The organism is Pseudomonas sp. R1-7 (assembly GCF_051132105.1).
Lineage (GTDB): Bacteria > Pseudomonadota > Gammaproteobacteria > Pseudomonadales > Pseudomonadaceae > Aquipseudomonas.
Genome location: NZ_CP071661.1, coordinates 4,486,725 through 4,509,666, shown reverse-complemented (window position 1 = coordinate 4,509,666; position 22,942 = coordinate 4,486,725). Strand labels below are relative to the sequence as shown.

18 protein-coding genes and 3 pseudogenes are annotated in these 22,942 nt (G+C 61.4%); 14 read left to right on the top strand and 7 right to left on the bottom strand.

Features of this window, described 5'->3' with window-relative positions; genetic code table 11:
• The first annotated feature begins 21 nt into the window (after positions 1-21).
• Both J3P79_RS20120 and ccoM read left to right on the top strand, forming a co-directional pair.
• A complete protein-coding gene (locus tag J3P79_RS20120) occupies positions 22-183 on the top strand; it encodes a hypothetical protein (RefSeq protein WP_305496283.1) in 162 nt (53 codons plus the stop codon).
• 145 nt (positions 184-328) lie between these two features.
• Entirely contained in the window at positions 329-445 is a 117-nt protein-coding gene (ccoM, locus tag J3P79_RS20115; RefSeq protein ID WP_025212288.1) for a cytochrome c oxidase subunit CcoM, read from the top strand.
• A gap of 256 nt (positions 446-701) precedes the next feature.
• Here ccoM and J3P79_RS20110 read toward each other — a convergent pair whose 3' ends face one another.
• Together J3P79_RS20110 and J3P79_RS20105 are read right to left on the bottom strand one after the other, a co-directional pair.
• The gene (locus J3P79_RS20110) at positions 702-2,177 is read right to left on the bottom strand and encodes an inorganic phosphate transporter (protein WP_434605327.1); all 1,476 of its coding nucleotides are present in this window, start codon (positions 2,175-2,177) and stop codon (positions 702-704) included.
• Between the two features lie 354 nt (positions 2,178-2,531).
• The gene (locus tag J3P79_RS20105; RefSeq protein WP_434605326.1) at positions 2,532-2,732 is read right to left on the bottom strand and encodes a hypothetical protein; all 201 of its coding nucleotides are present in this window, start codon (positions 2,730-2,732) and stop codon (positions 2,532-2,534) included.
• Between the two features lie 556 nt (positions 2,733-3,288).
• Here J3P79_RS20105 and pcaR point away from each other — a divergent pair.
• The 11 genes and pseudogenes from pcaR (at position 3,289) to pcaC (ending at position 14,169) form a co-directional block, all read left to right on the top strand.
• Positions 3,289-4,131 carry a pca regulon transcriptional regulator PcaR gene (gene pcaR / locus J3P79_RS20100; protein ID WP_039593822.1) on the top strand — a complete coding sequence of 281 codons (843 nt, stop codon included), beginning with the start codon at positions 3,289-3,291 and terminating at the stop codon, positions 4,129-4,131.
• 109 nt (positions 4,132-4,240) lie between these two features.
• Positions 4,241-5,572 (top strand): annotated as a pseudogene (locus J3P79_RS20095) (MFS transporter).
• A 303-nt stretch (positions 5,573-5,875) separates the two neighbouring features.
• Positions 5,876-6,736 (top strand): CoA transferase subunit A, encoded by an 861-nt coding sequence (locus J3P79_RS20090; protein WP_186730795.1) that lies wholly within the window; start codon positions 5,876-5,878, stop codon positions 6,734-6,736.
• On the top strand, positions 6,733-7,512 hold the full coding sequence (locus J3P79_RS20085; RefSeq protein ID WP_434605324.1) for a CoA-transferase subunit beta: 780 nt from the start codon (positions 6,733-6,735) through the stop codon (positions 7,510-7,512). The genes J3P79_RS20090 and J3P79_RS20085 overlap by 4 nt, the downstream gene beginning before the upstream one ends.
• Positions 7,509-8,714, top strand: a complete 1,206-nt coding sequence (pcaF, locus tag J3P79_RS20080; protein WP_434611557.1) for a 3-oxoadipyl-CoA thiolase — start codon at positions 7,509-7,511, stop codon at positions 8,712-8,714. The genes J3P79_RS20085 and pcaF overlap by 4 nt, the downstream gene beginning before the upstream one ends.
• A gap of 36 nt (positions 8,715-8,750) precedes the next feature.
• Positions 8,751-9,455 (top strand): protocatechuate 3,4-dioxygenase subunit beta, encoded by a 705-nt coding sequence (gene pcaH / locus J3P79_RS20075; protein WP_434605323.1) that lies wholly within the window; start codon positions 8,751-8,753, stop codon positions 9,453-9,455.
• 1 nt (position 9,456) lies between these two features.
• Complete coding sequence (gene pcaG, locus J3P79_RS20070) at positions 9,457-10,023, top strand: protocatechuate 3,4-dioxygenase subunit alpha (RefSeq protein WP_434605322.1); 567 nt, start codon at positions 9,457-9,459, stop codon at positions 10,021-10,023.
• Positions 10,024-10,265: 242 nt separating this feature from the next.
• Entirely contained in the window at positions 10,266-11,561 is a 1,296-nt protein-coding gene (locus J3P79_RS20065) for an MFS family transporter (protein ID WP_434605321.1), read from the top strand.
• Between the two features lie 26 nt (positions 11,562-11,587).
• Positions 11,588-12,952, top strand: a complete 1,365-nt coding sequence (locus J3P79_RS20060) for a 3-carboxy-cis,cis-muconate cycloisomerase (RefSeq protein ID WP_434605320.1) — start codon at positions 11,588-11,590, stop codon at positions 12,950-12,952.
• Between the two features lie 12 nt (positions 12,953-12,964).
• Positions 12,965-13,765: a 3-oxoadipate enol-lactonase gene (gene pcaD / locus J3P79_RS20055; RefSeq protein WP_434605319.1), complete on the top strand. Its 801-nt coding sequence runs from the start codon at positions 12,965-12,967 to the stop codon at positions 13,763-13,765.
• Between the two features lie 11 nt (positions 13,766-13,776).
• Positions 13,777-14,169: a 4-carboxymuconolactone decarboxylase gene (pcaC, locus tag J3P79_RS20050; protein WP_014336968.1), complete on the top strand. Its 393-nt coding sequence runs from the start codon at positions 13,777-13,779 to the stop codon at positions 14,167-14,169.
• Positions 14,170-14,391: 222 nt separating this feature from the next.
• Here the strand turns inward: pcaC and J3P79_RS20045 are convergent, their stop codons facing one another.
• Positions 14,392-15,645 carry an OprD family porin gene (locus tag J3P79_RS20045; RefSeq protein ID WP_434605318.1) on the bottom strand — a complete coding sequence of 418 codons (1,254 nt, stop codon included), beginning with the start codon at positions 15,643-15,645 and terminating at the stop codon, positions 14,392-14,394.
• A gap of 783 nt (positions 15,646-16,428) precedes the next feature.
• A pseudogene (locus tag J3P79_RS20040) lies at positions 16,429-16,527 on the bottom strand (nucleoid-structuring protein H-NS); the annotation flags it as partial.
• A gap of 177 nt (positions 16,528-16,704) precedes the next feature.
• On the opposite strand from J3P79_RS20040, the pseudogene J3P79_RS20035 reads away from it, so the two are divergent.
• Positions 16,705-16,944, top strand: a pseudogene (locus J3P79_RS20035) (DUF6124 family protein); the annotation flags it as partial.
• A gap of 72 nt (positions 16,945-17,016) precedes the next feature.
• Here J3P79_RS20035 and adeC read toward each other — a convergent pair.
• From adeC to J3P79_RS20020, 3 genes are read right to left on the bottom strand one after another with little or no spacing between them, the layout of a single operon-like run.
• Entirely contained in the window at positions 17,017-18,474 is a 1,458-nt protein-coding gene (adeC, locus tag J3P79_RS20030) for an AdeC/AdeK/OprM family multidrug efflux complex outer membrane factor (protein WP_434605317.1), read from the bottom strand.
• Entirely contained in the window at positions 18,471-21,635 is a 3,165-nt protein-coding gene (gene emhB, locus J3P79_RS20025) for an efflux RND transporter permease subunit EmhB (RefSeq protein ID WP_434605316.1), read from the bottom strand. The genes adeC and emhB overlap by 4 nt, the downstream gene beginning before the upstream one ends.
• A 3-nt stretch (positions 21,636-21,638) precedes the next feature.
• Positions 21,639-22,796, bottom strand: coding sequence for an efflux RND transporter periplasmic adaptor subunit (locus J3P79_RS20020; protein ID WP_434605315.1), 1,158 nt, complete (start codon positions 22,794-22,796; stop codon positions 21,639-21,641).
• Between the last annotated feature and the right edge of the window lie 146 nt (positions 22,797-22,942).

Sequence of the window (22,942 nt, the reverse complement as noted above, 5' to 3'; positions counted from 1 at the left end):
ACCGTACGATGCCGACACACCATGAGCCAAGAAGACAAGCTGATTGACCTCGGCGCCGAGCGCGCCAAGCGCGTTCACGACCTTAATGAAAAACGCCTCAATGAAGTTCGCCAGGCTTTCGAGCAGGCCATGCCGCTGGGCAAGCCAAAGAAAAAACCGAAGAACAAACCGAAAAAGCGCTGAGCCCCCCTCGATTCATTGATGCAGATCAGTTATTCCCCCTCCTTTTCGCTCCGTCGCGAGCGTTATTGACTCCGGTCAATTTTCATCCAGGCCCGATTGGTTAACTTGGCTCCAACGAAACAGGGGCAAGACCAGGAGGCCAGTCATGTTTTTCGATAATGTGGTGTTTGCCGGTGTGTTGACGGTCGGCCTCATGTTCGTGTTCTTCGCAGGTTTTGGATTATTCATCTGGAAAGATGCACACAAGCGCAAGAAGCCGTAGGTCTTTCCAGCGACAACGAGCACGCAAGGCATTTTGGGCGACTTCGGTCGCCCTTTTTTTTGGGCAAATTTTCCTGTTTCACACAAAAGCCATTTGTGGGAGCGAGCTTGCTCGCGATAGCGGTATGTCTGTAGATAGATATGTTGACTGACCCACCGCCATCGCGAGCAAGCTCGCTCCCGCACTAGTCTGGTGTCCGGGCATAAAAAAGGTGCGAACCGCAAGGAACGCACCTTTTTCAGTTACTGCCGAGGACTCAGCCGCTGATGGCCTTGGACGCCAGCCAGAACAGCGCCGCCGACAGCGCCACCGTCGCCGGCAAGGTCAGCACCCAGGCCAGGAGGATGGTCTTGACCGTGCCGCCTTGCAGGCCGCTCTTGTTCGCGACCATGGTGCCCGCCACGCCGGAAGACAGTACGTGAGTGGTGGAAACCGGCAGGCTGAAGATGTTCGCCGCGCCAATCATGCAGGCGGTGGTGATCTGGGCCGACATGCCTTGGGCGTAGGTCATGCCTTGCTTGCCGATCTTCTCGCCGATGGTCAGGACCACGCGTTTCCAACCGACCATTGTGCCAAGGCCCAGTGCCAACGCGACCGCCAGGATTACCCAGAACGGCGCGTATTCGGTAGTCGCCGTCAGGTCCTTGCGCAGCTTGTTCAGGTCGTCTTTTTCACGAGCCGCCAAGCCCGGCAGCTTGCCGACCTTCTTCGCCGTGTCATCCAGGCAGAGCAAGTAGCGGCGCACCTCGATACGGCTTTCCGACGGCAGCGAATGATAGTCCGCAACGCCTTTGAGCGTGTCGAGCAGCGCGTTGATGGTCGGTTCGGTCTGTTGCGGGTTGCAGCGGAATTTCTCCGGCAGGTCGCCTTCGACGCTCTTGCCCAAGGCCAGGAATTCGCCAAGGGACTCGCTGTTGCGCTTGTAGAACTGGCTCAAGTGCAGGGTCGCGTCGCGCGTCCGCTCGATCTGGTAGGTGGTGCTGTTCAGGTCGAGAACGAACTGTGCGGGCACGATACCGATCAACACCAGCATGATCAGGCCGATACCTTTCTGGCCGTCGTTGGAGCCATGGACGAAGCTGACGGCCATGGCGGAAATCACCAGTACCAGGCGATTCCAGAATGGCGGATGTTTCTTGTCGTCGATCTTGCGACGCTGTTCCGGCGTCTTGTGCATCTTCGACAGCGGGCGCCACCATTTCAGGCTGATCAACACCAGGGCGGCGATCAGAAAGCCGGCCATGGGCGAGAACACCAGGGACGCCCCGATATCGATCGCTTTCTGCCAATTCACCCCATCGCGCAACGGAATGTCGTTGATCAGTGCGTTGGCCAGGCCGACGCCGAGGATCGAGCCGATCAGGGTATGGGAGCTGGACGCCGGGATACCGAAGTACCAGGTGCCCAGGTTCCAGGTGATAGCCGCCGCGAGCAGCGAGAACACCATGGCCAATCCGTGTCCGGTGTTCACGTTGATCAGCAGTTCCACGGGCAGCAAGTGAACGATGGCATACGCCACCCCTACGCCACCCAGCAACACACCGAGGAAATTGAACACACCGGAAAAGAACACCGCCAGGTGAGGCGGCATGGCTTTGGTGTAGATAACAGTGGCAACCGCGTTAGCGGTGTCATGAAAGCCGTTGATGAACTCGAAGGCGAGGACAAAAGCCAGGGCGAGCAAGAGGCTCACGAGCACCCAAGCATCCAGTCCGCTGAATAAATCGATCATGAAGGTTTTCTGACCCGGTCATAAGGGGGCGCGATTATGCCAGAAAACCTCGCTAATCGATGCATTGCCTGCTAATCGGTAACAATCTTCTGCTAAGCGACCCGGGCCGGGGCAGTCCCGACCGGGTCCCGTTTGGGAGCCGCAAGCCTTTGTTTACAAGGCTAAAAGCCCTGTTGCCGGGTTCGCCCCGAGTCGGGGCCAGCATAGGAAAAAATCTGAAGGGAGGAGCGATCTTTCCAGTTCCCCGACCGATGGCTGGCCAATAAAGGCGACCCGCTTTTGGCGGGCATTGGCTTGCGGATCCGGCCTGGGTGGCGACCGGATACCGTCGGCAAGAACATCAAGTGCGCGAGGTCATCCTTCTTCGGCCTTGAGTTCCTTTTCCATCTTTTGAAGTTCCTGGCTGAAAGCCTGGTCCTGGACGGTGGCGCGTTTACGCCAGGGTTTGCGTTCCGGTTCGGGTTGCGCGGCGTAGGTGGTGATCTCCCCGCCGTAGACTTCCTTGTAACGTTGTTCCTGGCGCTCAAGTTCCGCGCGCAGTTCGTCTTTCGTCACAGTATTACCTAATGAATTGAAATTAATCTGGTGATACGCACTGCATGCGGTCATGCAGACGGCCACGGCACCAGAGCTGACAGCTGACGTAGCATCAGGGCTTCGGGATATTGCCGATACAGGGGAAGCGGTCATGGGTGCTTCACGCACCGGCTGCTGGCACGACAGTAAAGAACTGCAGTGCCTGCGGACAGGACAGGCCGATTAGCCGCACCGTCACTGAACGCATTATAGCGGTCCACCTGAATAACACTATCGGTAAAGTTAAAACAACAGTCGCCTTGTGTGAACCAATGTTTGTATGTACTAGTTGTGTCAACAGAGTTCCGAGACGTGCCACAAGTTCAATATTGGGCGTACGTTTGCCAATTCAATCGCCAGGCTGTTTTATTCTCACCTGAGCGAGCGTTTTGCACGGTATCGAAAGGCGCAGGTCGTTCGCGCGGATTGCGATTATCGGTCGCCGGTTCGATAATCGAACGGTCTTGGTGGCCAAGTCCTTGCCTGTGGGCCGGGCAGCCGCTTGTAATAGCCGTCAATCTGCCGAGGACCGGACATGAACGACCAATTGCGCAACGCCTTTACGTCAGTCGCGCCGCCGATTGTCGCCTCGCCGGCCAAGCGGATCCAGGCCATGACGGGCGATCCGGATTTCATGACCTCGCTCGCCCGTGGGCTGGCCGTGGTCCAGGCTTTCCAGGAGCGCAAGCGGCACCTGACCATCGCTCAAATCAGCCATCGCACGGAAATTCCCCGCGCCGCTGTCCGCCGTTGCCTGCACACATTGATCAAGCTCGGTTATGCGACCACGGATGGACGTACCTATTCATTGCTGCCCAAAGTCCTGACCCTGGGCCATGCCTATCTGTCGTCGACACCGTTGGCCGTGTCTGCCCAGCCCTATCTGGATCGCATGAGCGAGCAGTTGCACGAAGCCTGCAACATGGCCACGCTCGAAGGCGACGATATTCTCTACATCGCCCGGTCGGCGACGACCCAGCGATTGATTTCCGTGGACTTGTCCGTCGGCGGCCGGCTGCCGGCCTACTGCACGTCCATGGGCAGGATCCTGTTGGCGGCCCTGGATGACGCTTCGCTGCGCGATTACCTCGACCATGCCGATCTGCAAGCCAAGACCAGCCGGACCCTGCATACACCCGAGGCGCTCCTTGAATGCTTGCAGCAGGTTCGTCAACAAGGCTGGTGCATCGTCGATCAGGAATTGGAACAGGGCCTGCGCTCGATCGCGGTGCCGGTCTATGACGCGTCGGGCCAAGTGGTCGCGGCGCTGAATGTCAGCACCCATGCCGGGCGGGTCAGCCGCAACGAGCTGGAACAGCGCTTCCTGCCAGGCCTGCTGGGGGCGAGCCGCGATTTGAGCGCGCAACTGTTCTCTTAACCTGTTCGATAAACGCACACACTTGGCTGGGGTGAATTGACGGTATTTGCCCGGCCTCATTAATGTCGCGCAGCGTCATCTGGCGTTTCTTGCGTGGAATAAAAATAAAATGAACCAGCCCCAGACTTCCGTAGGCACTTGCCTCGATGTGCAGTCCTTTATCAATGCTCAACCGATCTCGCGCTATCAATGGCGCGTGGTCATTCTTTGTTTCCTGATTGTTTTCCTCGACGGTCTCGATACCGCGGCCATGGGCTTCATCGCGCCGGCCCTGTCCCAGGATTGGGGTATCGACCGGGCCAGCCTAGGGCCGGTGATGAGTGCCGCGTTGATCGGCATGGTCTTCGGTGCATTGGGTTCCGGCCCGTTGGCCGATCGCTTTGGGCGCAAAGTCGTGCTGGTCGGGGCCGTCGTCCTGTTCGGCGCATTCAGCCTGGCCTCGGCCTACAGCACCAATGTCGACCAACTGCTGGTGCTGCGTTTCCTGACGGGCCTCGGGTTGGGCGCCGGCATGCCGAACGCCACTACGTTACTGTCGGAATACACCCCCGAGCGCAAGAAATCCCTGCTGGTGACCAGCATGTTCTGCGGCTTCAACCTTGGCATGGCTGGTGGTGGTTTCATCTCAGCCAAGTTGATCCCGGCATTTGGCTGGCACAGCTTGCTGCTGATTGGCGGCGTCCTGCCGTTGATGCTCGCAGTCGTGCTGTTGTTCTGGTTGCCGGAATCGGCGCGTTACCTGGTGGTGCGTAACCGTGGCACCGACAAAGTCCGCAAGACCTTGGCGCCGATTGACCCGCCGACCATCGCCCAAGCGTCCAGCTTCAGCGTGCCGGAACAGAAAACCGTGAAGGCGCGCAATGTGTTGGCGGTAATTTTCTCGGGCACCTACAGCGCGGGGACTTTGTTGCTGTGGCTTACCTATTTCATGGGCCTGGTAATTGTTTATCTTCTGACCAGCTGGTTGCCGACCCTGATGCGCGACAGTGGCGCGAGCATGGAGCAGGCGGCGTTCATTGGCGCGCTGTTCCAGTTCGGTGGGGTGCTTAGCGCCGTTGGCGTGGGCTGGGCGATGGACCGGTTCAATCCGCACAAGGTCATCGGCATTTTCTACCTGATGGCCGGGGTGTTTGCCTACGCGGTAGGGCAGAGCCTGGGCAATATCACCCTGCTAGCGACCTTGGTGCTGGTGCGGGGATGTGTGTCAACGGCGCCCAGTCGGCGATGCCGTCCCTGGCGGCGCGTTTCTACCCGACCCAGGGCCGGGCCACGGGTGTTTCGTGGATGCTGGGCATCGGCCGCTTCGGCGCCATCCTCGGCGCCTGGATGGGTGCCACGCTGTTGGGGCTGGGGTGGAACTTCGAACAGGTCCTGACCGCGTTGCGACCTGACCGCGGCGGTGGTGATCAAGGGCATGGTCAGCCATGCGGATGCGACCTGAGTTTTTCTGAGCCTGAGTCTTCACCCGTGGCGAGGGAGCTTGCTCCCGCTGGGGCGCGAAGCGGCCCTGATTTTTTGGGGCTGCTACGCAGCCCAGCGGGAGCAAGCTCCCTCGCCACAGGTCCCGTGTGTTTTCGATGGCAGGGTAAATAGATAGCCAAACAACAATCTGTTCGATTAACGCACACTGTGTCGATTATCGGATTGTTTTGCCGTCTTCCCGAAGCTTAATCTTCAGCCACTCCGGCGCTTGATCTCGCGCTGCTTCTTCATGTCGGTCTACTGGAAAACGGGAGCCTGCCCCATGGCTGAAATCCTTTCGCTGCACGACGCGGTGAAGCAATTCGTCAACGACGGCGATACCGTCGCGCTCGAAGGCTTCACCCACCTGATCCCGACAGCGGCGGGTCATGAAATCATTCGTCAGGGCAAGAAAGACCTGACCCTGGTGCGCATGACGCCCGACCTGATCTATGACCAATTGATTGGCGCCGGTTGTGCTCGCAAGTTGATTTTTTCCTGGGGGGGCAACCCGGGTGTGGGCTCGTTGCACCGGTTGCGTGACGCAGTGGAAAAACAATGGCCGCACCCGCTGGAAATCGAGGAGCACAGCCACGCCGACCTGGCCAATGCCTACGTCGCCGGCGCCTCCGGCCTACCGTTCGCAGTGTTGCGAGCCTACGCCGGTTCCGACCTGCCGAAGGTCAACCCGCTGATCAAGAGCGTGACCTGTCCCTTCACCGGTGAAGTATTGGCCGCCGTGCCTTCGGTGCGTCCGGACGTTACGGTGATTCACGCCCAGAAAGCCGACCGCAAGGGCAACGTGCTGTTGTGGGGCATCCTCGGCGTGCAGAAAGAAGCCGCCCTGGCTGCCAAGCGTTGCATCGTCACCGTGGAAGAAATCGTCGACGACCTGAACGCGCCGATGAACGCCTGCGTGTTGCCGACCTGGGCATTGAGTGCCGTGTGCCACGTCCCCGGCGGTGCTCATCCGTCCTACGCCCACGGCTACACCGAACGTGACAACCGTTTCTACCAGGCCTGGGATCCTATCGCCCGGGACCGTGAGACATTTACCGCATGGATCAACGAATACATCCACGGTACCCGGGACTTCAGTGAGTTCCAGGCCCGATTGGCAGCCGCTTCGCAGGTGAAACCATGAGCTACTCCACCAACGAAATGATGACCGTCGCCGCGGCGCGGCGCTTGAAGAACAATGCCGTGTGCTTCGTCGGCATCGGTCTGCCGTCGAAAGCGGCCAACCTGGCGCGGCTGACTTCGTCACCCGATGTAGTCCTCATCTACGAGTCCGGCCCGATCGGTGCCAAGCCCAGCTTACTGCCGCTGTCCATCGGCGACGGTGAACTGGCTGAAACCGCCGATACCGTCGTCCCGACCGGTGAGATTTTTCGCTACTGGTTGCAGGGCGGGCGTATCGATGTCGGTTTCCTCGGCGCGGCCCAGGTCGACCGTTTCGGTAACATCAACACCACGGTGGTAGGCGATTACCATCAGCCGAAAGTGCGCTTGCCGGGTGCCGGTGGCGCGCCGGAGATTGCCGGATCCGCCAAGAGCGTGCTGATCATCCTCAAGCAGTCGGCGCGTTCGTTTGTCGACAAGCTGGATTTCATTACCTCGGTCGGTCATGGCGAAGGCGGCGATTCGCGCAAGCGTCTGGGCCTGCCGGGCGCCGGCCCGGTCGGCATCATTACTGACTTGTGCATCATGGAGCCGGAGGCCGGCAGCCATGAATTTGTGGTCACCTCCCTGCATCCCGGCGTCACTCGCGAGCAAGTCATTGCGGCCACCGGGTGGGCGATCCGTTTCGCCGATCAGGTGCAAACCACCGCCGAGCCGACCGAGGTGGAGCTGCGCGCATTGCGCGACCTCGAAGCCCGTACCGCGGCGGCCCATGGCCAGACACCGGGAGAGGCCTGATGCGCGACGTTTATATCTGTGATGCGATTCGAACCCCCATCGGCCGGTTTGGTGGCGGTTTGGCCGCCGTGCGCGCCGATGACTTGGCGGCGGTGCCGATCAAGGCACTGATGGAGCGCAACCCATCAGTAGATTGGAACTCAGTGGACGAGGTGTTTCTCGGCTGTGCCAACCAGGCCGGCGAGGACAACCGCAACGTTGCGCGCATGGCGCTGCTGTTGGCGGGCCTGCCGGAGAGCATTCCCGGCGTGACCGTCAATCGCCTCTGCGCCTCGGGCATGGACGCCATCGGCACCGCGTTTCGCGCCATCGCCAGCGGCGAGATGGAGCTGGCCATCGCCGGCGGTGTTGAATCGATGTCCCGCGCGCCGTTCGTGATGGGCAAGGCCGACGCGGCGTTTTCCCGCAACATGAAACTGGAGGACACCACCATCGGCTGGCGTTTCATCAACCCCTTGATGAAAGCCCAGTACGGTGTGGATGCGATGCCGCAGACAGCGGATAACGTGGCCGACGATTACGCAGTCTCCCGTGCCGATCAGGACGCTTTCGCCGTGCGCAGCCAGCAACGGGCGGCAGCGGCCCAGGCATGCGGTTTCTTCGCCGAGGAAATCGTGCCGGTGCGCATCGCCCTTAAAAAAGGCGAAACCGTGGTCGAGCAGGACGAGCATCCTCGCGCCGACACCAGCCTGGAAACCTTGAGCAAACTCAAACCGGTCAACGGCCCTGACAAGACTGTCACCGCCGGCAACGCTTCGGGAGTCAACGATGGCGCGGCGGCACTGATCCTGGCATCGGCCGAAGCGGTGAAAAAACATGGCCTGACGCCGCGCGGCAAAGTGCTGGGCATGGCCAGCGCCGGCGTCGCGCCACGGGTGATGGGCATCGGCCCGGTGCCGGCGGTGCGCAAGCTCACTGAACGTCTGGGCCTGGCGGTGGCGGATTTTGATGTGATCGAACTTAATGAAGCGTTTGCCAGCCAGGGCCTCGCGGTGCTGCGGGACCTGGGACTGGCGGACGATGCACCGCAAGTCAACCCGAACGGCGGCGCCATTGCCCTCGGCCATCCCCTGGGCATGAGCGGGGCGCGGTTGGTGATGACGGCGCTGCATCAACTGGAAAAAACAGGCGGCAAGAAAGGCCTGGCGACCATGTGCGTCGGCGTCGGCCAAGGTCTGGCGCTGGCGATCGAACGCGTCTGACGGTCGTTCTACTAATAAGAAACCGAGGAATGCTTCATGACTGACAAGCCTGGTTACCGTCGCCCGCAAGCGGGCACCCAGCCGGAATACCTGCATCCGTCGTACCAGTCCACCAACCTGCGCTCGCCGTCGAAGCCGCTGGTGTATTTGCCCCATTCGCTGTCGGAAATTACCGGCCCGACTGTAGGTGCTGATCGCCTAGAGGAAAAGGACCACGACCTGACCGCCCAGCATGCCGGTGAGCCGCTCGGCGAGCGGATCATCATTCACGGACGCGTGCTGGATGAGCACGGAGAGCCGGTGCCGGGCATTCTCGTGGAAATCTGGCAGGCCAACGCCGCCGGTCGCTATAACCATGACCGCGACAACCATGACGCGCCGCTGGACCCGAACTTCACCGGCACTGGTCGCACCGTCACCGACGCCGATGGCTGGTATCAGTTCCAGACCATCAAGCCCGGCGCCTATCCGTGGGGCAACCACCACAACGCCTGGCGCCCGGCCCATATCCATTTCTCACTGTTCGGGCCGAGTATTCTGACGCGCCTGGTGACGCAAATGTATTTCCCGGGCGACCCGTTGCTGGAATACGACCCGATCTACAACTGCGTGCCGGACACTCGCGCCAAGGAACGCCTGATCGCCCGTTTCGACCTGGAAAAAACCGTCCCTCACTACGCCCTCGGTTATCGCTGGGACATCGTCTTGCGCGGCCGCGATGCCACGCCGATGGAGAAATAAGATGACGCTCAACGCCACTACATCCCATACCGTCGGCCCTTACTATCACATCGGCCTGACCTGGCTGAACCGCGAAGACCTGACCAACGCCCAGACCCTCGGCCAGCGCGTTGCGATCACCGGGCAGGTGGTCGATGGCAATGGCCAGTTCGTCAACGACGCGATGCTGGAAGTCTGGCAGGCCAACGCCGCTGGCAAGTACGCCCATCCAGAGGATGACCAGGACAAACCGCTGGACCCTCACTTCGAAGGCTTCGGCCGGGTGCCGGTGGATGCCGAAGGGCGCTTCCGCTTCACCACCATCAAGCCGGGCACCGTGCCGGGGTTGGGCGGTACGACTCAGGCGCCGCACCTTGTGGTGCTGGTGTTCGCTCGCGGGTTGGTCAAGCACTTGCTGACGCGGATCTACTTTGACGGTGAACAGGCCAACGAAGCTGACCCGCTGCTGGCCTGCGTGCCCGAGGAACGCCGCGGCACCATCATCGCCAAGCCGGATGCGTCGGGCGTGTATCAGTGGAACGTGATCCTGCAGGGCACGGATGCCGAGACGGTGTTCTTCGATTACTAAGTGAGCCAACCGTGGCGAGGGAGCTTGCTCCCGGTCGGCTGCGAAGCAGTCGCAAACCCAGGTACCACGACCGGCCTGATACACCGGGTGGTCAGCCCGGGCTTGCATGACGTAACCCCTGTGGGAGCGAGCTTGCTCGCGATGGCGACGGTACAGGCGCTACTGCTTGAAAGACTGTTTGTGGAACGGGACTGTTACGAAGTGTGTCTAGACGTCGTCAGTCCCCAACGAGTGAATAACCCATGACCATCCCAATCAGCCACTACACCGGTGAGGAACGCAGCAAACGCATCTTCGCCATCGTCGGTGCCTCATCCGGCAACCTGGTCGAATGGTTCGACTTCTATGTCTATGCGTTCTGCGCAATCTATTTCGCGCCGGCGTTCTTCCCGTCGGACAACCCCACCGTGCAACTGGTCAACACCGCGGGTGTGTTCGCCGCCGGGTTCCTGATGCGGCCCATTGGCGGCTGGATTTTTGGCCGGGTGGCGGACCGTCACGGGCGCAAGAATTCGATGATGATATCGGTGCTGATGATGTGCTTCGGCTCGTTGCTCATCGCCTGCCTGCCCACCTACAACGACATCGGCGTCTGGGCGCCGGTGCTGCTGTTGCTCGCTCGTTTGCTGCAAGGTTTGTCGGTGGGCGGCGAGTACGGCACTACCGCCACCTACATGAGCGAAGTCGCTCTCAAGGGCCAGCGCGGTTTCTTCGCCTCGTTCCAGTACGTGACGCTGATCGGCGGACAATTGCTGGCGGTGTCGCTGGTGGTAGTCCTGCAACAGTTTCTCAACGAAGACGAATTGCGTGCCTACGGCTGGCGGATTCCGTTCGTGGTCGGCGCCGTGGCGGCGTTGATTTCCCTGTTCCTGCGCCGCTCGCTGAAAGAAACCAGCAGCAAGGAAATGCGCGAAAACAAGGACGCCGGCAGCATCGCGGCGCTGTTTCGCGACCACAAGGCGGCGTTCATCACCGTACTCGGCTACACCGCCGGCGGTTCGCTGATTTTCTACACCTTCACCACTTATATGCAGAAATACCTGGTGAACACCGCCGGCCTGCACGCCAAGACCGCCAGTTACATCATGACCGGCGCGCTGTTCCTCTATATGTGCATGCAGCCGCTGTTCGGCATGCTGGCGGACAAGATCGGCCGGCGTAACTCCATGCTCTGGTTCGGTGGCCTGGGCGCGCTGTGCACGGTGCCGATCCTGCTGACGCTCAAAAGCATCAGCAGCCCGTTCCTGGCATTTGTCCTGATCACGCTGGCACTGGCGATCGTCAGTTTCTACACCTCCATCAGCGGCTTGGTGAAAGCCGAAATGTTTCCACCTGAAGTGCGCGCGCTGGGAGTAGGGTTGGCGTACGCGGTCGCGAATGCGATTTTTGGTGGTTCGGCCGAATACGTTGCCTTGAGCCTGAAGGCCCAAGGCATGGAGAACGCCTTTTACTGGTATGTCACGGTGATGATGGTGGTGGCGTTCCTGTTCAGCCTGCGCCTGCCCAAGCAGCCAGCGTATTTGCACCATGATCTTTGAGGCATCCATTTTCCCAAGGACTGTTTATGAGCGAACGACCGGGCAATCAGCTGTTCGATGCCTACTTCACCGCCCGCGACATGCGCGAGGTGTTCTGCGATGCGGGACGGGTCCAGGCCATGCTGGACGTCGAGTCCGCATTGGCCCGGGCCCAAGCGCGAGTGGGGTTGATTCCCCAGGACGCCGTGGCGCCGATCGAGCGCGCCTGCCGTGCGCAGTTGTACGATTTTTCAGCGTTGAGCGAAGCGATTGCCAGTGCCGGTAATTCTGCGATCCCGCTGGTCAAGGCGTTGGGCAAGCGCATCGCCATCGACAGCGCCGAGGCTGAGCGTTACGTACACCTGGGCGCCACCAGCCAGGATGTGATGGACAGCGGGCTGGTCCTGCAACTGCGCCAGGCGTTGGGCTTGATCGAATATGAGCTGGCGCAACTGGCTATCACCCTGGCCCGACAAGCCGAACGTTATGCCGCGACGCCATTGGCCGGACGCACCTGGCTGCAACACGCCACGCCGGTGACCCTGGGCATGAAGATCGCCGGTTGGCTGGGGGCGGTTACTCGCAGTCGTCAGCGCTTGCGCGAACTCAAGCCGCGCTTGCTGGTGCTGCAGTTCGGCGGCGCCTCCGGGACGCTCGCGGCCTTGGGCGAACACGCGTTGCCGGTCGCCGAGGCGCTCGCCGCCGAGCTGCAGTTGGACCTGCCGGAACAGCCGTGGCACACCCACCGCGATCGCCTGGTGGAGTTCGGCGCGGTGCTGGGCCTGATCGCCGGCAGCCTGGGCAAGCTGGGGCGCGACATCAGCCTGTTGATGCAGACCGAGACGGGCGAAGCGTTCGAACCCGCCGCGCCGGGCAAGGGCGGTTCGTCCACCATGCCCCACAAGCGCAACCCGGTGGGCGCTGCCGTGCTGATCGGCGCGGCGACGCGTGTGCCTGGCTTGTTGTCCACGCTCTTCAGCGCCATGCCTCAGGAACACGAACGCAGCCTGGGCCTGTGGCACGCCGAATGGGAAACCCTGCCGGAGATCTGCTGCCTGGTATCGGGCGCGCTGCAACAGGCGCGGCTGCTGGCCGACGGGCTGGAAGTGGATGTCGCGCGCATGGCCCGCAACCTGGAGTTGACCCAAGGGCTGGTGCTGGCGGAAGCGGTCAGCATCGTCCTGGCGCAGCGTGTGGGGCGCGACACCGCGCATCATCTGCTCGAACAATGCTGCAAGCGCGCCGTGGCCGAACAGCGACATCTGCGCGCTGTGCTCGGCGATGAACCCCAAGTCACCGCACAGTTATCCGCGACCGAGCTGGACCGCCTGCTCGACCCGGCCCATTACCTCGGGCAAGCCCAGGCCTGGGTCGCCCGGGCCGTGGCCGAACACCTTGCCTTGAACGCCTGAAAGGAGATTGTTGTGGGATTCGTCAAACTCGCCGAGGGCGATCTGAACTACCGATTGGACGGGCCGGAAGATGCACCAGTGCTGGTGCTCTCCAACTCCCTGGGCACCGATCTGCACATGTGGGACGAGCAGGTTGAGGCCTTCAGCGAACACTTTCGCGTGCTGCGTTTCGACACTCGCGGCCACGGTCAATCGCTGGTGACCGAGGGGCCCTACAGCATCGAACAACTGGGTCGCGATGTGCTGGCGATGCTTGATCAGTTGAATATCGACAAGGTGCATTTCTGTGGCTTGTCCATGGGCGGGTTGATCGGCCAGTGGCTGGGGATCAATGCCAGCGAGCGCCTGCACAAATTGGTGGTGTGCAACACCGCCGCCAAAATCGGCGACCCATCGGTGTGGAACCCGCGCATCGAAACTGTATTGCGCGATGGCAAGGCCGCGATGGTGGCCTTGCGTGATGCGTCGATTGCCCGTTGGTTCACGCCTGATTTTGCCGAGGCCCATCCGGACAAGGCCAAGAAAATCACCGACATGCTCGCCGCGACGTCGCCTCAGGGTTACGCGTCCAACTGTGCCGCCGTGCGCGATGCCGATTTCCGCGAGCAGTTGTCATCGATTCGCGTGCCGCTGCTGGTGATCGCCGGCACCGAAGATGCCGTGACGCCGCCGTCGGGCGGGCACTTTATCCAAGAGCGCGTCAGTGGCGCCGAGTACGCCGAGTTCCATGCCGCGCACCTGTCCAACGTCCAGGCTGGCGCTGCTTTCAGCGCGCGGGTGCTGGATTTCCTGCTTGATTCTGGCCGGGCCTGAGGAGTTTTTTTGTGGACGAGAAACAACGTTACGACGAAGGCATGCAAGTGCGTCGCGCCGTGCTGGGCGATGCCCATGTCGATCGCAGCCTCAACGCCCTGACCGAATTCAACAGTGAATTCCAGGAGATGATCACCCGCCACGCGTGGGGCGATATCTGGACGCGTCCGGGCTTGCCGCGCCACACCCGCAGTCTGATTACTATTGCCATGTTGATCGGCATGAACCGCAATGAAGAACTCAAGCTGCACCTGCGTGCTGCGGCCAACAATGGTGTGAGTCGCAGCGAGATCAAGGAAGTGATCATGCAGAGCGCCATCTACTGCGGCATTCCGGCGGCCAATGCCACTTTCCATCTGGCCGAATCCGTTTGGGATGAACTGGGCGTCGAGTCGCGGGCTTGAGATCCACCGCCAATCCTTGTGGGAGCGAGCCTGCTTGCGAAAGCGGCGGGTCAGCTTGCAGTTATGTTGAATGTGATGACGCCATCGCGAGCAAGCTCGCTCCCACAGGTTTTTGAGTCGTTCGCAGAATCGTATACACCTCAAATCCCCTGTGGGAGCGAGCTTGCTCGCGATAGCGATAGATGAGCCAGCATCAATGCCGACTGGCCCACCGCCTTAGCTTTACAACAAACTGATCGGATAGCTGACGATCAACCGGTTCTCATCGAACTCATTGGTGCTGAAGTCCCGACGCATCGTCGAGTTACGCCACTTCACATTCAGGCTCTTCAGCACACCGCTCTGCACGGTGTAGGCCAGCTCACTCTCACGACCCCATTCCTTGCCGTCATCGACGGTGGCGGTATGCACGTTGTCACCGCTGATGTAGCGGTTCATCAGGGTCAGGCCCGGTACGCCGACGGCGGCGAAGTTGAAGTCGTGGCGCACTTGCCAGGATTTTTCCTTGGCGTTGTCGTAGCTGGAGTTGTAGCTGTCGTTCGCCAGGGTGCCGCCGCTGGTGCCGTTGACGCGCATCCAGGCATCATCGCCGCCGACTTTCTGCAGGCCGACGTAGAAGGTGTTGCCGCCGTATTTGGCGGAGAGCATGGCGAAGGCGGTTTTGTTGTCCAGGTCGCCGGCCAACGCGCTGCCGTTTTCCTTGCCGACGAAGTAGCCAAGGTTGGCGCCCAGGGTCCAGTCGCCCATGGGTTGGCTGTGGGTCAGGTTGAAGTATTGTTGCTGGTAGATGTCGGACAGTTCCGCGTACCAGACGCCGACCTGGGTGCGTTTTTCGTTGAAGGCGTATTCGCCGCCGCCGAAGTTGAAACGGTCGGAGGTGAAGGCACCACGGCCGTTCATCGACATGTCTTCCATGCTCGCGTCGTTGCGCGGGCTGTTGCCACGGAACTGGCCGCCGTAGAGGCTCAGGCCGTTGATCTCGGTGGAGGTCACCTGGCCGCCACGGAAGGTCTGGGGCAGGGAACGACCGTCGTCGGAACGCAGGATCGGCAGCACCGGCATCCACTCGCCGACTTTCAGTTCAGTCTTGGAGACCTTGGCCTTCAGGGCCACGCCCAGGCGACCGAAGTCATCGGCCGGGTGACCACCGTCGTGGACCGGCAGCAAGGAAGTGTTCGCAGTGCCACGGCCGCCGTCGAGCTTGACCGCATACATGCCCAGCACGTCCAGGCCGAAACCGACGGTGCCTTGGGTAAAGCCGGACTTGGCGTCGAGGATGAAACTCTGGGTCCACTCTTCGGCTTTGCCTTGGGCATTGTCCGGGTTGGTGAAGTTGCGGTTGATGTAGAAGTTACGCAGGTTCAGGGTGGCCTTTGCGTCCTCGACGAATCCCGATTCCGCAGCCAGGACGGGCAGGGCGGTGCTGGTCAGGGCGACGGCGATGAGGCTGGGGAACAGGTGCTGTGTGGGCTTCATGGGCGTTGTCTCTTGTTTTTTTTGTGGACGAAGCGGGTCGTTGCCGCAGTCTTGGACTGTGGCGGTACGGTGCGTTCGGGTTATGGAAGTTGGCCGGGTATCAGCCGGAAGCGGGGCGCATGAACATGGCGTCGAACCTGTTGTTATTGGTTTTGTGTGGGCGATGGTGACGGGCTGGCTGGGATTGATTCAATTGCGATTTGCGGGTTTTGGGCGATTATCGAACGGCAAAAGCACTAGTTGGCTGGATGAGGGTCCTGTGGGAGCGAGCCTGCTCGCGAAGGCGGCCTGACGGTCGGCCCTGCTTTTATTGGCTGGGTACATATCCATTTCTGCGGTAACGGCCGCTGGCGGTTCCGCCCTTACGGCGGCTCACTTTTTTTCAGACGCCAAAAAAAGTAAGCAAAAAAGGCTTGCCCCACCACTCGGCACCTCGCCTAGGCGAGGTGTTCCCTCACTCCGGCATTGCTCCGTGGGCCCGCCGCGAAGGGCCATCCATGGCCCAGCGCGGCTATCCCGGCATCCATGCCGGGATGCCCACTCCACAATGCCTGCGTTCGGCCATCGTGGTTAACGGGGCGTCGAGATCAAAAGCAGAGCAAGAGCAAGAGCAAGAGCAAGAGCAAGAGGGCACTTGCAGATCTATGTGGCTGAGCCACCGCCTTCGCGAGCAGGCTCGCTCCCACAGGAGAAATGCGGTCCTCACCAAAACCAGGCAGGCTCCCAGACCGCCTGGCTTTGGCTTTGGCTTTGGCTTTTGACCTTGACCTTGACCTTGACCTTGATCTTGATCTGGGGCGCCCCGTTAACCACGATGGCCGCACGCAGGTCTTGTGCAGTGGGTACCTCGGCATGGATGCCGAGGTAGCCGCGCTGGGCCATGGATGGCCCTTCGCGGCGGCCCACGGAGCAAGGCCGGAGTGCGGGGATGCCGAGCCTAGGCGAGGCACCGAGTGGTGGGGCGAAGCCTTTTTTGCTTACTTTTTTTGGCGTCTGAAAAAAAGTGAGCCGCCGTAAGGGCGGAACCGCCAGCGGCCGTTACCGCAGAAATGGATATGTACCCACCCTAATCCCAAGCCAAAAACCTCAACTCAAGTTTTCACTGTCATCGATACCCTCGACACCGAATGTCTACTGGCGAACCTCAGCGAAACCCTGGCCTCCGCCAGTGCCATGGTCAACGACCTGGCGTTCGATCTGGAAGGCTCGCGGCGGCATGTCGCGCTCGGCGTGGCGCAAATGATTGACTTGAGTGAGTTGTTGGCCAATCGAGCGCTGGATCTCATCGACCCGCGTTAACCCAGTCGCTGTTAAACACACACAAACAAAAAGCCCACCTTTCGGTGGGCTTCGTGTTTTCAGCGCATCAAATCAGAACAACTTCGTCTCCGGCGCTTTCTCCGCCACCGGCTCGTTCTTGCCCGTCTCAGCATTCCAACCACCGCCCAGTGCCTTGTACAGATTGACCTCACTGGTCAGTTGCGCAAGACGGTCGGTGATCAGCGATTGTTGCGCGCTGAACAACTGGCGCTGGGCATCGAGGAAGGTCAGGTTGCTGTCGACGCCGATGCGGTAGCGACGCTCGGCCAGGCGGTAGTAGTCCTGGTTGGCGGCGACGAAGTCGGTCTGGGCCTGCAACTGTTCGTTGTAGGTCTGGCGCGCGGCCAGGCCGTCGGAGACTTCCTGGAACGCCGTCTGAATCGATTTCTCGTACTGCGCGACATTGATGTCTTTCTGGATCTTGGCGTAATCCAGGCTCGCCCGCAGGCTGCCGGCATTGAAGATCGGCAGGTTGATTTGCGGCGCGAAGGTCCAGGTGCCCGAACCGCCCTTGAACAGGCCGGACAGGTCCGGGCTCAGGGTGCCGGCGTTGGCCGTCAGGCTGATGCTCGGGAAGAACGCGGCCCGCGCGGCGCCGATGTTGGCGTTGGCGGCGAGCAGGTTGCGTTCGGCCTGGAGGATGTCCGGACGACGTTGCAGCAGGTCCGACGGCAGGCCGGCCGGCACTTCGCTAAGCAGGTCATCGCTCAGCGGTTGGGTGCTCAGGTTGGCCGGCAGGCCGGTGCCCAGCAGCAGGGTCAGGCTGTTTTCATCCTGGGCCACCTGGCGGGTGTAGCGGGCCAGTTGCACGCGGGCGTTTTCTACTGCCGTACGCGCCTGGCTCAGGTCCAGGGCCGAGGCCACGCCGACTTCGGCGCTGCGGGAGGTCAGCTTCAGGCTCTGCTCGTAGGTGCCCAGGGTTTCCTGGGTCAACTTGAGCAGTTCCTTGTCGGCCTGCCAGGTCAGGTAAGCGTTGGCGACGTTGGCCACCAGGCTGATCTGGGTGCTGCGGCGGGCTTCTTCGGTGGCGAAGTAGCTTTGCAACGCTTGCTCGCTCAGGCTGCGGACGCGACCGAACAGGTCCAGCTCGTACGCGCTGATCCCCAGTGTTGCCGAGTAGGAGCTGCTGATCGCCGCTTCACCGGTTTGCGAAGCCCGTGCCGGCACCCGCTGGCGGCTGCCGGAACCGGTGGCCGAGACCGCCGGGAACAGGTCCGCGCGCTGGATGCGGTATTGCGCGGCGTAGGCGTCGATGTTCAACGCGGCTACGCGCAAGTCGCGGTTGTTCTCCAGGGCGACCTGGATCAGCTGTTGCAGCGCAGGGTCATGGAAAAACTGCTTCCAGCCCTGCTCGGCGGCGGCCTGGCCGGGCGCATTGGCCGACTCGTAGGCCGGGCCTTGCGGATATTGCGCCGCGACCGGCGCTTCGGGCCGCTGGTAGTCGGGGATCAGCGAGCAACCGCTGAGCACGACGGCGGCGATGGTCAGGGAGAGTAGCGACTTGCTCATTGGCCAGCCTCTTTGGAAGTTTCAGGAGTATCGTCCTGGTCGATATTTTTGCGACGACCCAACGACGACACGGTCACGAAGAACAAGGGCACCCAGAAGATTGCCAGGATGGTTGCGGTGAGCATACCGCCAATCACGCCGGTACCGATGGCGTGCTGGCTGCCCGAGCCGGCGCCGGTGGAAATCGCCAGCGGGACGACGCCGAGGACGAACGCCAGGGACGTCATGATGATCGGCCGCAGACGCATCCTACAGGCTTCGATGGCGGCTTCCGCCAGGGTCCGGCCTTGTTCATGGAGTTCCTTGGCGAACTCGACGATCAGGATGGCGTTTTTCGCCGCCAGGCCGATGGTTGTCAACAAGCCCACCTGGAAGTACACGTCGTTGGACAGACCACGCAGGCTGGTCGCCAGCAGGGCCCCGATGATCCCTAGGGGCACTACGAGCATGACCGCGATCGGGATCGACCAGCTTTCATACAGCGCCGCCAGGCAGAGGAATACCATCAGCAGCGAGAGCGCGTACAGGGCAGGGGCCTGGGAACCCGACAGGCGTTCCTCATACGACAGGCCTGTCCAGGAGATGCCGACACCGGCCGGCAACTTCTGGGCGATGGCCTCGACTTCGGCCATGGCTTCACCGGTGGAATAACCCGGCGCCGGGGCACCCAGGACTTCCATCGCCTCCACGCCGTTGTAGCGGGCCAGTTTCGGCGAACCGTAGGTCCATTCGCCTTTGGCAAAGGCGCTGAACGGCACCATGGTCCCGGCGCTGTTGCGCACGTACCACTTGTTCAAGTCCTCGGGACTCATCCGCGAATCCGGCTGGCCTTGAACGTAGACGCGTTTCACCCGACCCCGGTCGATGAAGTCGTTCACATAGTTACTGCCCAGGGCAATCGACAGGGTGTTGTTGATGTCCGAAAGGGTAATGCCCAGGGCGCTGGCCTTCTCGTCATCGATGTCCAACTGATACTGTGGTTCGTCGTTCAGGCCGTTCGGACGCACCTGGGCGAGGACTTTGCTTTGCGAAGCCATACCCAGGAACTGGTTGCGCGCTTCCATCAGCTTGTCGTGACCGATACCGGCGCGGTCCTGCAGGAACACGTCGAAACCGGTGGCGTTACCCAGCTCCATCACCGCTGGCGGAGCGAAGGCAAACACCATCGCGTCGCGGAAGGTGAAGAAGTGCTGCTGGGCGCGGGCGGCAATCTTGAACACTGTGTTGTCGGCGTTTCGCTCGTCCCACGGCTTGAGCATGATGAACGCCATGCCGGAGCTTTGGCCACGACCGGCGAAGTTGAAGCCGGTCACGGTGAACACCGAGGCCACGCCGTCACCTTCACCGCCGTCCTTGCCCGGGCGCAGCAAAAACTCACGCATATTGTCCACGACCACCTGGGTGCGCTCGGCACTCGAGCCGGCCGGTGTCTGAACCTGGGCAAACAACACGCCCTGGTCTTCTTCCGGCAGGAACGCGGTCGGGATGCGGGTGAACAGCCAGACCATGCCCACGACAATGATCAAGTAGGCCAGCAGGTACGGGGCCTTGTGCTTGAGGATGTTGCCCACGCCACGCTCGTAGCTGCGCACGCCACGGTCGAAGTTGCGGTTGAACCAGCCGAAGAAACCGCGTTTTGGCGTGCCGTGCTCACCTTTTGGAATCGCCTTGAGCATGGTGGCGCAGAGGGCCGGGGTGAAGATCAGCGCGACCAGCACCGAGAGGGCCATGGCCGAGACGATGGTGATGGAGAACTGTTTATAGATCACACCAGTGGAGCCGCCGAAGAACGCCATCGGCAGCAGCACCGCAGAGAGCACCAGGGCGATACCCACCAGGGCTCCCTGGATCTGTCCCATGGATTTCTTGGTGGCTTCCTTGGGCGACAGGCCTTCCTCGCTCATGACCCGTTCGACGTTTTCCACCACGACGATGGCGTCGTCCACCAGCAAGCCGATGGCGAGCACCATGCCGAACATGGTCAAGGTGTTGATGCTGAAGCCGAACGCGGCCAGGATCCCGAAAGTACCCAGCAGGACCACCGGCACCGTCATCGTGGTGATGATGGTGGCGCGGAAGTTCTGCAGGAACAGGAACATCACCAGGAACACCAGCGCGACAGCTTCGATCAAGGTTTCAATCACGCCCTTGATCGACTCGCTCACCACCGGCGTGGTGTCGTACGGGAAAACCACTTCCAGGCCTTGCGGGAAGAACGGCTTGAGATCGTCGACGGTCTGGCGCAGGGCCTTGGCCGTGTCGAGTGCGTTGGCACCGGTCGCCAGTCGCACCGCCAGGCCGGAAGCCGGGGCGCCGTTGAACTGGGCGTTGATGCTGTAGTTTTCACCGCCCAGGGCCACATCGGCGACGTCGCCGACGCGCACTTGCGAGCCGTCCGGGTTGACCTTGAGCAGGATCGCCTTGAACTGCTCGGCGGTCTGCAGGCGGGTCTTGCCGATGATGGTGGCGTTCAATTGCTGGCCGGGCAGGGCGGGCAGGCCGCCGAGCTGGCCGGACGCGACCTGGACGTTCTGCGCCGAAATGGCGGTGCTCACGTCCACCGGGGTCAGGTTGAATTTGTTCAACTTGGCCGGGTCGAGCCAGATCCGCATTGCGTATTGGGCACCGAAGACCTGGAAGTCACCGACGCCCTTGGTGCGCGAGATCGGGTCCTGCATGTTGGACACAATGTAGTTGGACAGGTCTTCGCGGGTCATGCTGCCATCGCGCGAAACCACGCCGATCACCATCAGGAAGTTTCTCACCGACTTGGTCACGCGGATGCCCTGTTGCTGCACTTCCTGCGGCAACAGCGGTGTGGCCAGGTTCAGCTTGTTCTGCACCTGGACCTGCGCGGTATCGGAGTTGGTGCCTTGCTCGAACGTCGCGGTGATGGTCATGCTGCCGTCGGAGTTACTTTCCGAGGAGACATAACGCAGGTTGTCGATGCCGTTGAGCTGCTGCTCGATCACCTGCACCACGGTGTCCTGCACGGTTTGCGCGGACGCGCCCGGGTAGGTCACCTGGATCGCAATGGCCGGCGGCGCGATGCTCGGGTACTGGTTGATCGGCAATTTGAGGATCGATAGAGCGCCGACCAGCATGATCACCAGGGCGATCACCCAGGCGAAAATCGGACGGTCGATAAAAAATTTCGACATGGTTTACTCCCCTTTGCCGCCGGCGGCTTTGTCAGCTGCCTGAGCGGGGGCCGGGTTCTTTGCGCCAACGTTGGTGGCTTCGGTGGCTTTGACTTCCACCCCTGGCCGTACGTACTGCAACCCTTCGGTGATCAGGCGATCGCCGGCCTTGAGCCCGTCTTCGATCAGCCACTGGCTGCCGACGGTGCGGCTGGCCTTGAGCTGGCGCAGTTCGACTTTGTTGTCGGCGCCCACGACCATGGCGGTCGGCGAGCCCTTGAGGTCGCGGGTCACGCCTTGTTGCGGTGCCAGGATCGCCGCGCTGTTCACACCAGCCTGCAATTGCGCGTGGACGAACATGCCCGGCAGCAGGGTGTGGTCAGGGTTGGGGAACACGGCGCGCAGGGTCACGGAACCGGTGGTCTGGTCGACCGAAACTTCGGAAAACTCCAGCGTGCCCTCATGGGCATATTGACTGCCGTCTTCGAGGGTCAGCTTGACCGTGGCGGCGTTGTCGCCGGCCTTCTGCAAGCGGCCGCTTTCCAGTTCGCGACGCAGGTTCAGCAGCTCGACGGAGCTCTGCGTCACGTCGACGTAGATCGGGTCCAGTTGCTGGATGGTCGCCATGGCATCGGTCTGGCCGTTGCTCACGAGCGCGCCTTCGGTCACCGAAGAACGGCCGATGCGACCCGAGATCGGCGCATAGACCTTGGTGTAGCGCACGTTGATCTGTGCAGTCTGCAGGTTGGCTTCCGACTCCAGGCGATTGGCCACGGCGGTGTCGTACTCCTGGCGGCTCACAGCCTGTTCGTCAACCAGTTGCTTGTAGCGATCGGCAATCGACTTGGTGGACCGCAGGTTGGCCTCGGCGCTCTTGAGGTTGGCCTCATAGACGGCGGGGTCGATCTGATACAGCTGCTGGCCGGCCTTGACGTCGGCGCCTTCCTTGAACAAGCGCTTGAGGATGATGCCGTTGACTTGCGGGCGCACTTCGGCGACGCGGAACGCACTGGTGCGGCCCGGCAGTTCGGAGGTCAGGGTAAAGGGTTGGGTCTTGAGGGTTACGACGCCGACCTGAGGAGGGGGAGCAGCAGGCGCAGCCTCTTCCTTTTTGCATCCGCTGAGCAGCGATGCCAGGGCGATGGCAGTGACCAGAGCGGTAACAGCTGGCTTGAATTGCATGGAAATCCTCGGGTCCAGGCGCGTAACAGGCGCGCTCGAAAGTGGAAGGTGAAAAAAGAGCGAGATAAGCAATTAGTAGGATGCTAAGAAATATACTTACGTACACGGTTGTTTGTAAACAGCAAAATTGCGTACCATCCGAATTT

Bases quoted from the DNA above. Each gene is read 5' to 3' on its own strand.
- ccoM (WP_025212288.1), top strand. From the start codon at position 329: ATGTTTTTCGATAATGTGGTGTTTGCCGGTGTGTTGACGGTCGGCCTC.
- pcaG (WP_434605322.1), top strand. From the start codon at position 9,457: ATGACGCTCAACGCCACTACATCCCATACCGTCGGCCCTTACTATCAC.
- J3P79_RS20090 (WP_186730795.1), top strand. From the start codon at position 5,876: ATGGCTGAAATCCTTTCGCTGCACGACGCGGTGAAGCAATTCGTCAAC.
- J3P79_RS20020 (WP_434605315.1), bottom strand. From the start codon at position 22,796: ATGCAATTCAAGCCAGCTGTTACCGCTCTGGTCACTGCCATCGCCCTG.
- J3P79_RS20045 (WP_434605318.1), bottom strand. From the start codon at position 15,645: ATGAAGCCCACACAGCACCTGTTCCCCAGCCTCATCGCCGTCGCCCTG.
- J3P79_RS20120 (WP_305496283.1), top strand. From the start codon at position 22: ATGAGCCAAGAAGACAAGCTGATTGACCTCGGCGCCGAGCGCGCCAAG.
- emhB (WP_434605316.1), bottom strand. From the start codon at position 21,635: ATGTCGAAATTTTTTATCGACCGTCCGATTTTCGCCTGGGTGATCGCC.
- pcaH (WP_434605323.1), top strand. From the start codon at position 8,751: ATGACTGACAAGCCTGGTTACCGTCGCCCGCAAGCGGGCACCCAGCCG.
- adeC (WP_434605317.1), bottom strand. From the start codon at position 18,474: ATGAGCAAGTCGCTACTCTCCCTGACCATCGCCGCCGTCGTGCTCAGC.
- J3P79_RS20085 (WP_434605324.1), top strand. From the start codon at position 6,733: ATGAGCTACTCCACCAACGAAATGATGACCGTCGCCGCGGCGCGGCGC.
- J3P79_RS20060 (WP_434605320.1), top strand. From the start codon at position 11,588: ATGAGCGAACGACCGGGCAATCAGCTGTTCGATGCCTACTTCACCGCC.
- J3P79_RS20065 (WP_434605321.1), top strand. From the start codon at position 10,266: ATGACCATCCCAATCAGCCACTACACCGGTGAGGAACGCAGCAAACGC.
- J3P79_RS20110 (WP_434605327.1), bottom strand. From the start codon at position 2,177: ATGATCGATTTATTCAGCGGACTGGATGCTTGGGTGCTCGTGAGCCTC.
- pcaR (WP_039593822.1), top strand. From the start codon at position 3,289: ATGAACGACCAATTGCGCAACGCCTTTACGTCAGTCGCGCCGCCGATT.